Origin of the sequence: Vibrio pectenicida (assembly GCA_024347015.1) — a bacterium.
Lineage (GTDB): Bacteria > Pseudomonadota > Gammaproteobacteria > Enterobacterales > Vibrionaceae > Vibrio > Vibrio pectenicida.
On record AP024889.1, the window covers coordinates 1,915,303 to 1,928,087 of the forward strand.

Below are 12,785 nucleotides of genomic sequence, written 5' to 3' on the forward strand. Positions count from 1 at the left end.
TCACAAAAAAAACAAATGAATCAAAAGACGTCAAATTGCTTAGAAATCAAGCCTATTAACTATCACCCAGAGTTATCAATACAGCTTTTTAGTAAGATCGCATCCAAGCCTTGGGCTATGCTGCTGCGCTCAGCGTCACAAGCACACATTGACAGCCGTTTCGATATATTGGTCGCCGCTCCTCTGATCAAATTGATAACGTCTGGCCAAACAACACAAGTTATCACCCCCGATGGGCAAATCGAGTCATCTGAAGATCCTTTTCATCTGCTAGAAAAACTGCAAGAGAAATGGTTACCAAAGCTAGACTACCAAGGCGAACTCCCCTTTATTGGTGGTGCACTAGGCTATTTTTCCTATGATTTAGGGAGAAGAGTTGAATTATTACCAAAAATAGCACAGCAGGATTTAGCCACACCGGATATGGCGGTTGGGCTTTACCAATGGGCCATTGTTGTCGATCATCATAAGAAAACAGCATATGTCGTCGGAAAAGATACTAGCACTCATTATGACTGGTTGATGAACCAAACTTCAGAACCTACCCTCAATTTTGCTTTGGCAACCGAATGGCAGTCCAACATGACCAAACAGGAATATGTTGATCGCTTTTCTAAAGTTAAAGACTATTTGAATGCTGGGGACTGCTATCAGATCAACCTTGCTCAGAGATTTAAAGCGCAATTCGTTGGCTGCGAATGGCAAGCATACAAAAAGCTTGATGAGTTCAATCAAGGTCCATTCTCAGCCTTTATTAGAACTGACAATAGCGTAATTCTAAGTGTGTCACCTGAACGATTTTTACAAGTCAACAACCGCCACATAGAAGCTAAGCCAATAAAGGGAACACGACCAAGACACACATGCATTGATATCGACTCAGCACATGCACATGAGCTAGCTAATGCGGAAAAAGATCATGCCGAAAACCTCATGATTGTAGACCTTCTACGAAACGATATCGGTCGAGTTGCCAAACCCGGAACCGTTCATGTTCCTAAGCTTTTTGATATTGAGAGCTTTCCCGCTGTCCATCACCTAGTGAGCACGATTCGCGCAGAGTTGGATGAACGCTATTCACCGACAGATTTGCTTCGTGCAAGCTTTCCTGGTGGATCAATTACAGGGGCTCCCAAGATTAGAGCTATGGAAATCATTGAGGAGCTAGAGCCGCATCGTCGAAGTGCCTATTGTGGCAGCATTGGCTACATCAGCAGACATGGTGTTATGGATACGAGTATCACAATACGAACACTCATTGCAGAAGCTAATCACCTTTATGTATGGGCAGGGGGGGGACTCGTTGCCGATAGCAAAAGCTGCGCTGAATACCAAGAAACGCTCGATAAACTTTGTCGTATTTTACCTGTATTGGAAGAAAATTAGGGTTGGTTGTGAGTTTAAGCCCATTTTTCAATCACTAACTTTAGCTCTTTAGCGGTATATGGCTTACTCAATATGTCATCCATACCGCTCTGGATACACTTTTCACGCTCTTCAAGAGTCGTACCGGCAGTCAGCGCGACAATTGGCTTACTGTATTTTTGTCCACGCAAGTATTCTGTCGCTTCAAATCCATCCATTTCAGGCATTCTACAATCCATAAAAATAATATCGTAATCTCGCTCTGATACTAATTTTATCGCCTCTAAACCATTAGAAGCAATGTCTGGAACAATCGAAATTTTACGCATCATTTGGTTGAATATTACTTGGTTCATTCGAATATCATCTACGACCAGAATCGAAAGCGTATCCAACTGTCTTGCGGATCCTCTGGCATGGTACTCTGGTTTCATTTCTAGATCGGCTGCACCTTTAAGAGGAATCATAATATCAAACTGGGTTCCTACACCAAGGTGGCTGGTAAAGCTAATGTCCCCACCCATTAAAGCGATTAAGTTTTTGCAAATTGCCAAACCTAATCCTGTTCCTTCAAACTTACGCTTTGCAGTTAAATCAGCTTGTACAAAAGGATCGAACAGAAGCGCTTGAGCTTCCTCTGGAATGCCTAGTCCAGTATCTTTAACCTGCACAGCAAGTTTGTCATCTTTCCACTTGATATCAATGTTAACACTGCCCTCTATGGTAAATTTAATAGCATTACCAATCACATTGATTAAAACCTGACATATACGTTCGAAGTCACCAATTAAATATGCTGGCACAGTTGTAGGGCAATCAACTATAAATCCAATTCCCTTATCAAGCGCCCTATTCGTAAATACACTTTCTAACATTCCTATCAGATCTGCTTTAGCAAACTGAGAGGGGATAAGCTCCATCATTCCTGCATTCATCTTACTGAAATCAAGAATATCGTTGATGATATGACGCAGCAATTCTCCCGAATGAGAAAGATTGGTAAGAAAAGTACGCTGCTCTTCATCCAAAGTCGTATCTGAAAGCAGTTCAGCACTACCTAAAAGACCATTAAGTGGTGTTCTTAGTTCATGGTTTATCATAGCAACAAATTCTTTAGTTGCTCTTTCAGACTCCTCTGCTCGTGTCCTTGCCTGTTGATTACTGGTCAATATAATTTGCCTGTTAATGGCACTGCACAAAATGTCGGCAATTAGACGTATTTGACTAACAATAAAATCAGCTTCAATATCTTTATCAACAACTAAAACCGATATTTCACCAACTACTTCGTGTTCAACTTCTAATGGAATAGAAAGTTGATCCTCCTTCCATTCAGCAAAGGGCTTAATTGACTCAACGTTTTCGGTTTGACTACAGCCGAATTGACTAGCTTTTACAGTCGATACTGTGTCTAAAGTAAGGAAAACTCCTGAACTACACAATGCTGACGATGTATCCAAACGCTCTAGCAAACTAGCCAACAATCCATCGTCTAATGTTCGGCTTAGAAATGCCCGACCAAAGTAAAGAAGTGTTTCATTGATCTGTTCTTCAAACTGAAGTTTATGCAAATCAATGTGTGTTTGTCGTTGAAGTTCTCCCAGAACAAGATGTAGCTGCTGATTAGCCTCATATAGCTCAAGACTTTTTTGTTCTAACAGCAGCTCAGCTTGCTTTCGCGAGGCAATTTCTCTGATAAGTTTTCGTTCAATAGCACCTTGGCTACTCATCTATTTTCCCTAAAACTGCGACTTTAAATCTCACATCATTACCACTTTTATCATTGTTATGTAATACGATATCGACAACTTCACCAAAATGTTTCGCGCAGCCTTCAATCAGTCCAAGACAAACATGAGACATACAACGAGCACTTTTGTAATCAAAAACCATTTCTGTTTCGCTTTCAGAAATAAATTCAAATCGCGGCGGTTTAGCTTCTTGGTAAAGCTTTTTCACCTCAACATGAATATAGTCCTCAACTAAACGAATAAATTGGAGTGAATTTTTACAACTTTGTAAACTGCTTCTTTCCGGTAAGGATTGATAAAGATTCTCAAACACAGATTGACCAAACACTCGCTGCAATTCTTCTGCATCTATACCCGTTTGCTTACTGAGTTGTACAATTAAGCGTACCAAATCTTTATGATCATAGCTGCCAACTGCTGTGTAGACGCCTTCATCACCAGCATCAGAAAGTAGTTGATCAAGAGCATCTAAGCCAAATTTCTCCTCGACCAAATCCATAAACTCTGTGAAGATAATACCTTTCATAGAATGAGCTATCCTTAGTAATATGGAGGTCTATCAAGCATGTATCATAAAGTTAAGTTTTTCAAATAAGGAGAGCGAGCTAAAGTGTTGTCAGAGCTCAATAAAAATCAGATCATTCAGAAGTTTCAGTTACAGCAAACTGTTAGCTATCATCAAGAAACCTTGAGACGTGTTGCTCACGTCCCACGCAATTCATTACGCAAGGCTTCAGTATTAATTGGGTTTGTAGAACGCGGAGCTGGCCTAAACATTATATTTACTAAACGAGCACAACACCTTAAACACCACCCTGGGCAGATAAGCTTTCCAGGAGGAAAATATGAAACCAGTGATACTTCCCTTGCCGATACTGCCCTGCGAGAAACTTACGAAGAGATAGGAATACCAGTAAATGAAATCACTATTTTCGGCCAAATGCCGGAACTAATCACCATCAGCCATTTTACTGTCACTCCATTCCTTGCCTTCGTTTCACCAAACTATCAGACTAATATCGATATAAATGAAGTCGATGAAGTATTCGAAGTTCCTGTATCTATTGTGTTAGATAGACAGCATCTTCACAGTGAACGCTTCCATGTACAAAATCACTCTCACCGAATATTTGGCCTATCTTACGAGAAGCATTTTATTTGGGGAATGACAGCTCAAATTATCCACGCTATGCAAAAACATATAATGCATACATAGCTAACATTTAGCGTTTTCTTTAGCTAGTCAAAATTCGTATCAACCAGTGAATTATTTGCTGCCATACCAGCTAACATCAGAAGTCATTAGTTTTTCTTATTCAATTCATTAGCAAAAATCATAATAAATACATAAATTTCGTGAACAGATTCTTGTTTTTAACATATGATATTATCACTCGTATCAATTCATGATTTAGATCTATTTTTTGTGCAATATTTTGTGCAAAATTGCACGCAACTTATTTCCTGTTCCCAAAATGAGTATTATAAAATGAATCCTACAAATTCTGCGGCTTCTGCCGTACAATCGTCTAGTAAGTTTACTTACAAAGACTTCACATGGTGCCTATCACTGTTTGGTACTGCTGTTGGAGCTGGTGTGCTTTTTTTACCAATAAAAGCTGGAGCCGGTGGCTTTTGGCCATTAGTTATCCTTGCACTCATTGCAGCTCCAATGACTTGGTTTGCTCATAAATCGCTGGCACGCTTTGTACTTTCTGCTAAAAACCCCGATGCAGATATCACTGACACTGTAGAAGAGCATTTTGGTAAAACTGGCGCAAACCTTATCACTTTCGCCTACTTTTTCGCCATATATCCCATCGTTCTCATCTATGGTGTCGGTATTACCAATACGGTAGATTCATTTCTAGTTAATCAAATTGGCATGGAGTCTATACCCAGATGGCTACTTTCTGGCGCACTTATTACTTCAATGACAGCTGGTGTAGTATTTGGTAAAGAATTGATGCTAAGAGCAACATCAGCGATGGTTTATCCTCTGGTTTTCATTCTACTCGCCCTATCCTTCTATCTCATTCCAGATTGGAACAGCTCTATGATTGAAATTGCACCTGATTGGTCTGCTATGCCTGTCGTTGTATGGCTAGCAATTCCAATTATTGTATTCTCATTTAATCACAGCCCAATCATTTCTCAGTTTGCTAAAGAGCAGCGATTACGACATGGTGATGACGCGGTAAGAAAAACAGACACCATAACTGGTGGCGCAGCAATGATGCTAATGGGTTTCGTCATGTTTTTCGTATTCTCTGTTGTATTGTCACTTTCACCAGAACAGTTGGCTATGGCAAAAGAACAAAACATATCGGTATTGTCATATCTTGCGAACGCACATGAGTCACCACTTATTTCATACTTAGGCCCGCTAGTTGCGTTTGCAGCGATCACATCAAGCTACTTCGGTCATTTTCTTGGCGCACATGAAGGCCTTGTCGGTCTAATCAAGTCCCGTTCAAAAGCACCAAGAAGCCTTGTAGAAAAAAGCTCTTTACTCTTTATCGTCATTACAACTTGGATCGTCGCTATCGTTAACCCAAGTATCCTTGACATGATTGAGACCATAGGAGCACCTATGATCGCAGCTATTTTGTTTCTATTGCCTGTTATTGCTATGCAAACTGTACCAGCAATGAAAAGATACAAAACTTCTGTGTCAGTACAGATTTTCACAGCTATATGTGGCTTTGCAGCCATTACTTCGGTAATCTACGGCGCGTTTTAACCACTTCACTTTATAAGTGGTTGAGTAAAAAATATAATGATAATAATAAACCTCCCATTCTATCTGGGAGGTTTTGTTTTGAGGAAATCGATATGATTAGTGTTTTCGACATCTATAAAATCGGTGTTGGTCCTTCCAGTTCACACACTGTTGGCCCAATGAAAGCGGGTAAAGAGTTTATTGATGATTTACGCTCAATGGGAAAATTGCGCGACATTACTAAAGTCACCGTTGACGTTTATGGTTCGCTATCACTGACAGGGAAAGGTCACCATACTGATATCGCCATTATCATGGGTCTTGCTGGTAATACTCCCGAAAAAGTCGATATTGATTCTATTCCTAGCTTCATTTCAAGGGTCGAGGAGACAGAACGCCTTCCTGTAGGTATGCATTGTCACACTGTTTCATTTCCTAAAGATGGGGGAATGACCTTCCATAAAACCAATCTTGAGCTGCATGAAAATGGTATGCAAATCCATGCTTGGGTGGAAGATGAAAAAATCTACTCTAAAACCTACTACTCTATCGGTGGCGGCTTTATTGTTGATGAAGAAAGCTTTGGTAAAGAAAATCAGAATGCCATTAAGGCTCCTTTCGAATTTACTACCGCCGAAGAATTGGTCAATCAATGTAAAGAAAGTGGGCTTTCAATCAGCACCTTAGTGATGAAAAACCAAGCAGTATTACACTCAGAAGAAGAAACCCGTACCTACTTTGCCAACATATGGAAAACGATGCGTGAATGTATGGAACGTGGTATGAATACTGAAGGTATTCTTCCGGGCCCATTACGAGTTCCTCGCCGCGCAGCAGCCCTTCGTCAACTGCTGCTTACTTCTGAAAAAACCACTAATGACCCAATGTCAGTCGTAGACTGGGTCAATATGTTTGCCTTTGCTGTTAACGAAGAAAATGCAGCAGGTGGTCGTGTCGTCACAGCCCCAACCAATGGTGCATGTGGTATTATTCCATCAGTACTCGCCTACTACGATAAATTCATTCAGACCGTCACTGAAAAAGATTACCTTCGTTACTTTGCTGCTTCCGGTGCTATTGGTGGGCTTTACAAGCGGAATGCTTCAATATCGGGTGCTGAGGTAGGCTGTCAAGGTGAAGTCGGCGTTGCATGCTCTATGGCAGCAGCAGGCTTAGCTGAACTTATGGGTGCTAGCCCAGAACAAGTGTGTATGGCAGCAGAAATCGCAATGGAGCACAATTTAGGCTTAACGTGTGATCCAGTTGCAGGTCAAGTTCAGGTACCTTGTATTGAACGTAATGGCATCGCAGCAGTTAAAGCTATTAATTCAACACGAATGGCATTGCGTCGCTCTTCAGCACCTACAGTATCTTTAGATAAAGTCATAGAAACTATGCTTGAAACAGGTAAAGACATGAATGCTAAATACCGCGAGACATCGCAAGGTGGCTTAGCCGTAAAAGTTATTTGTTAAAACACTTCCACCAATAATATGAATGAGGCGGTAGCTACTTGAAACAGCCTCATTCTTTCTCAATCCTAGCCTTCACTCCATAATAGCGAATGTTTAACAGCCGCTAACCTCTACTTTTACGTAACATTTACAGCCACCAGAAGGCTAATACTATTATTAAGCGATGGTATTGCTATTGAAACAAAGGTATTAAAAAGACCTCTATCTAGAGGCCTAGGTTTACTTAATAATGTACAACGCTAGATAAATTGTGATGCAATTAAAAATAAACCAAATCCTAATGAAAATAGTAACATAGTGCTACCACCCTCAGCCTGATATCGCTTCGGTTCAGCACCTCTTTGGCGAATCACATAAACCATAGCTACAGGGACAAATACCGCCAAGAATACCAATATAATCCCCGCATAGCTGAGTACAGCAAGGAACTTATCTGCTGCCAAAAGCGCACCTATTAAAGGCAAGATAAAGGTAAGTACGTAAGTAACCATCTTATTTTGACCAAACATATCTCTATTTTGGTTATATAGGGACATCGCGACTCCGAAAAATGATGTCAAAAGTGCAAGCCCCGTAAAGATTGAGAGAATTGTCCCAATCCACTTAGAATGGTCTTCAAAAACAAGGATAAGCTCAGATACATTTGAAAACTGGCCTAATTGCTCTGGTTTCAAATTGCCAACTACTGCAAATAACCAACATAGATAACATATCAGCGGAATAACAGAGCCAATAATAACCATGTTTCTCAGTTGGGTGTCATTTGCTTCATGGTTGTATGCCACCAGCGAAGGGATCACCACCATAAAGCCGAAACTTGTAAAAAGAACAGCGCTGGTTTTAATTAACTCTATCTTGTCACTACTAATAATCTGAGTAATGTTAGCAAATCTAAAGTCTGGAAATAATATTAGCAAACTCACCGCTAGACTTACGATCATAATAAAGAACAATACACGATTAAGCTTATCGACAGCCCCTGTACCACAAGCAATTATAATCCCTGAAACTAAAGTAAAAACGACTTGGCTGTGTTGAGCAGATATACCAAGCCCAATCATCGAGCTTAACTGGTCAAGTAAATCCGCGGCACCAAGAATATACGCCATTAACAAACAAATAAGTAGAGCATATAAAAGTAGGTTAGTGACAACTTGGCCAAACTTGCCCAGCGTCTGTCTAGCAATAGAGTTAAGTCCTAATCCACCTCCAGTCTTTAACGTCGCCTCAAGTAACAACAAAGCCGCGTAAGTTGTTCCAAAGCAAATAAAAGTCATTAGTAAAGTGCCATACCAAAGTCCAAATTGGGCTAGGACCATAGGAATTGCAAGCATACCAGCACCCAATGCAGTACCAGAGATTATCAGGGAGCTCCCTAAAAGTTTAGTATTCATAAGTTTCGTATCTAGTTATTGTAAAAGAAGGAAATAATGCGCTTGCCTAGCGCGATGGCTAACAATCAGAAGCGAAACAAATAGCGAGCTTTAGAGTAGAAATACGATGAAGAAAAATGAAGTGGGCCAAGTACTTTAAGCCAAGTGTGCGGTGAGCCTTCAGTAGGCTCTATAATTGGGGTTGTAATTTTTAAGATCATGTAAGAATCCGACGTGAACAAACAATCCTTTGGTTAATACCGTATTCCTTCTACGGCCTTCCAAACAGGTATGAAGGAAGTAACCATCTTAATCATTAGCAGTCAGATTGCAACGCTCACAACTAAAAAATGACACATATTGATCCAATAAAACATACTAAATGCTGATTACTCGGTCTGCGGTGTCTCTTCCAAAATGATCTTCCCTTTGAGTTGAGAACCAGCATCCTTAATAATATTAATTGGCGACATTATCACACCTTTAACTGCGCCTGACGTTGCCTGCTCAGCAAGCTGTTGGCTTTGCTCAACAATTTCATCAGCTTTCGCTAACATCAAAGGTATATCACTACGCAAGTTAGTGCTTTCTTTTACCAACATTGGGATTGTAGTCTGTCTGTAACCTTCACTCTCCACCAAAACAAAAGGAACCACATCCCTACGATAACTTGCCGCCTCACTCATAACAGTAGGAAATACATCTAAGCGATAACGAGCCAATTCTTCTAACGCGGCTGGCAACTTAGCGTCTATAGATGCCGCTGTGTAGTTTACAGCAACAACACTTTTAGAAACCTCATCAATACTTCTTACTACATCAGGCACCAATTGCTCAGTCGCTTTGATAACTTTTAGCCATTCGTCTACCTGTAAGATTTTCGCTAATGACTCAATATCCGCTATCATCTCAGGGTAGGTTTCAACAATACCACTCACCTTATTCGTCATTTGATGAATGGTATAACCTAGATAAAAAATCGACAAGGCTAAAACGAATTGTACTATCGTTGCGATACGTGCAGGCATGTTTTTCTCCCTAATTCAAGCGAGGACTTAATCGATATAAACGTACATTGAGAGCGAGAAAGCGAAACTTTAGGCTTCGTCTTAACTATGTTAGCCGCCTGCGTATATGCATCCTGCGGTGCAGGTCTCTTTGATTTCAACTTTACTGAGAAGCGGTAATGTCGGTTTTAACTTTAGCCATATCCACCTTGCTAACACTTCACTAGTTGGATTTTCCAACCCTTCGATATCATTCAAATAGTAATGGTCAAGCTGCTCATATATAGGCTTAAATGCAGCTTTAAGCTCTGCGAAATCAATCAACCATCCCGTATGTGGGTCAACCTCGCCTTCTACGTATAGACGAACTAAAAAAGAGTGGCCATGTAAGCGGCCACACTTATGCCCTTCCGGAACATTCGGAAGGTGGTGCGCCGCCTCAAACATAAACTCTTTGTATAATTCAGTTTTCATTTTGGTTCTCGGGCATTAAAAAAGACACGCAATACTAAGGAAATAGTATAGTAGTGACAAGTTTCACTGGCATATTTATGGGATTATTTCTTCAATAATGATTGCTCAAACTCCAACATATATTAAAGAGTTGAAGTAATTTATGCGTTTTTTACTTCACTTACGACGAATAAAGGTTGAAGCCTCGAAATTGAAAGGTAATATGTCACTCTGAACATTTGCAATAAAGTGCCGCCTATTGTTTAACCACATTCGGCTTTCAAAGTACTGGATTGATTTTTTACTCAATGGAGAATATTTACAACATGACTTACGCGCCTGTATCTGACGTATTACGCGGTAAGCTGGCTGTTGGCAGTGAAGTGACTGTCCGTGGCTGGATTCGTTCGCGTCGTGATTCCAAAGCTGGGATCTCTTTTCTTGCCATTTACGACGGCTCTTGTTTCGACCCGATTCAGGCCGTGGTCCCTAGTAATATAAATAATTATACCGAAGAAGTCCTAAAGCTGACCACTGGGTGCTCAGTTGAAGTAACAGGAACGATTACCGAATCTCCAGCAAAAGGGCAAGATTTTGAACTTGCCGCAACAGCAGTAAAAATTGTTGGCTGGGTAGAGGATGCTGATACCTACCCAATGGCCAAAACTCGTCACTCAATAGAATATTTGCGTGAAGTGGCACATCTGCGTCCACGTACCAATGTCATCGGTGCTGTTGCTCGTGTACGTAACTGCCTTTCTCAAGCGATACACCGCTTTTATCATGAACAAGGTTACTACTGGGTTTCTGCTCCTCTTATCACTTCCTCAGATGCAGAAGGAGCGGGTGAAATGTTCCGTATTTCTACCCTCGATATGGAAAATCTCCCTCGTACTGAAGAAGGTAAAGTAGACTATAACGAAGACTTCTTCGGCAAAGAGACTTTTTTAACCGTATCTGGTCAACTCAATGCTGAAGCCTATGCTTGTGCACTGAGCAAAGTGTACACATTCGGTCCCACCTTCCGAGCAGAAAACTCGAACACCAGTCGTCACCTTGCTGAATTTTGGATGGTTGAACCGGAAGTAGCATTTGCGGATCTTGATGATATCGCCAATCTTTCAGAAAGTATGCTGAAATACGTATTTAAAGCCGTACTAGAAGAACGTCGAGATGATCTTGAATTCTTTGCACAACGTATCGATAAGGAAGCAATAACTCGTCTAGAGGCCTTTGTTGAATCTGACTTTGCACAAGTAGACTACACTGATGCGATTCAAATCCTTTTAGACTCAGACCGTCATTTTGAGTTTCCTGTTGAATGGGGCATAGATATGTCTTCCGAGCACGAACGTTATTTAGCAGAAGAGCACTTTAAAGCGCCTGTTATAGTGAAAAACTATCCAAAAGATATCAAAGCTTTCTACATGCGTTTAAACGAAGATGGAAAAACAGTAGCGGCTATGGATGTACTCGCTCCTGGCATTGGCGAAATTATTGGAGGTTCGCAACGTGAAGAGCGTCTGGAAGTTCTAGACTCCCGCATGCGTGACATGGGAATCGATCCAGAGCATATGGGCTGGTATCGTGATTTGCGCCGTTACGGGACAGTACCTCATGCTGGTTTTGGTTTAGGCTTTGAACGTTTAGTGTCCTATGTAACGGGTATGGGGAATGTTCGCGATGTTATTCCGTTCCCGCGTACACCACGTTCTGCAAGCTTCTAAATAGCAGCTGATTTAAACGAAAAAACCTCCCGCGGGAGGTTTTTTAACTCTTATAAAAGTACTCAGACGTAATTAAAGCCAAGAAGTTCTTATTTCACAGGCCTTACTATTGCAGCATCATGTGAAATACGCTCCGTCCACAGTTGCAACCGATGATCAAACTTAGCTTCAGCATGATCATGATCCAGTGCTCCAACTTGCTTGCGGGCAAAACCACCTAGATACCATTCGAGTACATAATTTTCACTTGCTCCTTTCGCAAAGAAAGGATCATAAGAGGATTTAGCGGCTAATACTTCTCCTGCGTAGTAATAAACTTCCTTATCCAAAAGCCGACCTGTTCTGCTTTTTTTTGTAATCTTTAACATTATGCTTCTTACATTAATACAAGCTACGTTTAAGCGCAGCCTCGGTTAATTTAGATAGATAATTCATTACGCGTTAAACAAGATTCACATCAGCACTATTCCAACTTCAATAGTGACATTTACCGATTAAAACTAGGAGAGGTGTCTGCGTTGAGCGGTAGAATGTTTAACCTTAGTGAGCCAAAAGCTAACACTGTTAATATAAAGTTACAATTAATAAAATAAAATAAAATAAATGTTCAGAAAAGATCATAACCTCAATTTATATGTCACCTATAGAATATATGCATAGATAACATATAAATAGAACAATGGATCTACAAACAATACTGCGTCCAATTAGCCTTAGTTAAACATCAGCCAATAGAATATTGAGAGCCCATGACAGGCCAAACTTCTTACTTTATGTGTTGATTTTCAGAGTCGACTTGGGTAGTTGCTTGTAACTGGGCATGCTCCCCTCACCATGTTAAATCAACTCATTTAATCATATGATTTTGTAGATATTCATCATAAAAAGCCAAGTATCATTCCATTGACTAGC

At 40.6% G+C, this 12,785-nt stretch carries 11 protein-coding genes; 5 read left to right on the forward strand and 6 right to left on the reverse strand.

Annotated features, from left to right (window positions below; all coding sequences use genetic code 11):
- Nucleotides 1-15: 15 nt before the first annotated feature.
- Entirely contained in the window at nt 16-1,386 is a 1,371-nt protein-coding gene (gene pabB / locus OCV27_RS08950; RefSeq protein ID WP_125319777.1) for an aminodeoxychorismate synthase component I, read from the forward strand.
- A gap of 14 nt (nt 1,387-1,400) precedes the next feature.
- Here the strand turns inward: pabB and OCV27_RS08955 are convergent, their stop codons facing one another.
- Nucleotides 1,401-3,095: an ATP-binding protein gene (locus OCV27_RS08955; protein ID WP_125319778.1), complete on the reverse strand. Its 1,695-nt coding sequence runs from the start codon at nt 3,093-3,095 to the stop codon at nt 1,401-1,403.
- Nucleotides 3,088-3,642, reverse strand: a complete 555-nt coding sequence (locus OCV27_RS08960; RefSeq protein WP_125319779.1) for a heme NO-binding domain-containing protein — start codon at nt 3,640-3,642, stop codon at nt 3,088-3,090. Before OCV27_RS08960 ends, OCV27_RS08955 begins: the two co-directional genes overlap by 8 nt.
- Nucleotides 3,643-3,726: 84 nt before the next feature.
- Between OCV27_RS08960 and OCV27_RS08965 the strand changes: the two genes are divergently transcribed.
- The 3 genes from OCV27_RS08965 to OCV27_RS08975 all read left to right on the forward strand — a co-directional run bounded on the left by OCV27_RS08965 (nt 3,727) and on the right by OCV27_RS08975 (nt 7,313).
- Nucleotides 3,727-4,332 carry a CoA pyrophosphatase gene (locus OCV27_RS08965; RefSeq protein ID WP_125319780.1) on the forward strand — a complete coding sequence of 202 codons (606 nt, stop codon included), beginning with the start codon at nt 3,727-3,729 and terminating at the stop codon, nt 4,330-4,332.
- Between the two features lie 273 nt (nt 4,333-4,605).
- Nucleotides 4,606-5,859 (forward strand): aromatic amino acid transport family protein, encoded by a 1,254-nt coding sequence (locus OCV27_RS08970; protein ID WP_125319781.1) that lies wholly within the window; start codon nt 4,606-4,608, stop codon nt 5,857-5,859.
- Between the two features lie 92 nt (nt 5,860-5,951).
- The gene (locus tag OCV27_RS08975) at nt 5,952-7,313 is read left to right on the forward strand and encodes an L-serine ammonia-lyase (protein WP_125319782.1); all 1,362 of its coding nucleotides are present in this window, start codon (nt 5,952-5,954) and stop codon (nt 7,311-7,313) included.
- Between the two features lie 239 nt (nt 7,314-7,552).
- Here OCV27_RS08975 and OCV27_RS08980 read toward each other — a convergent pair whose 3' ends face one another.
- The 3 genes from OCV27_RS08980 to queD form a co-directional block, all read right to left on the reverse strand.
- Nucleotides 7,553-8,707: an amino acid permease gene (locus tag OCV27_RS08980; RefSeq protein WP_125319783.1), complete on the reverse strand. Its 1,155-nt coding sequence runs from the start codon at nt 8,705-8,707 to the stop codon at nt 7,553-7,555.
- A 368-nt stretch (nt 8,708-9,075) separates the two neighbouring features.
- Nucleotides 9,076-9,714 (reverse strand): hypothetical protein, encoded by a 639-nt coding sequence (locus OCV27_RS08985; protein WP_125319784.1) that lies wholly within the window; start codon nt 9,712-9,714, stop codon nt 9,076-9,078.
- A gap of 90 nt (nt 9,715-9,804) precedes the next feature.
- Nucleotides 9,805-10,167, reverse strand: a complete 363-nt coding sequence (queD, locus tag OCV27_RS08990; protein ID WP_125319785.1) for a 6-carboxytetrahydropterin synthase QueD — start codon at nt 10,165-10,167, stop codon at nt 9,805-9,807.
- Nucleotides 10,168-10,472: 305 nt separating this feature from the next.
- On the opposite strand from queD, the gene asnS reads away from it, so the two are divergent.
- Nucleotides 10,473-11,873 (forward strand): asparagine--tRNA ligase, encoded by a 1,401-nt coding sequence (gene asnS / locus OCV27_RS08995; RefSeq protein ID WP_125319786.1) that lies wholly within the window; start codon nt 10,473-10,475, stop codon nt 11,871-11,873.
- Between the two features lie 89 nt (nt 11,874-11,962).
- Here asnS and OCV27_RS09000 read toward each other — a convergent pair whose 3' ends face one another.
- Nucleotides 11,963-12,241, reverse strand: a complete 279-nt coding sequence (locus OCV27_RS09000) for a hypothetical protein (protein WP_125319787.1) — start codon at nt 12,239-12,241, stop codon at nt 11,963-11,965.
- Nucleotides 12,242-12,785 lie beyond the last annotated feature (544 nt).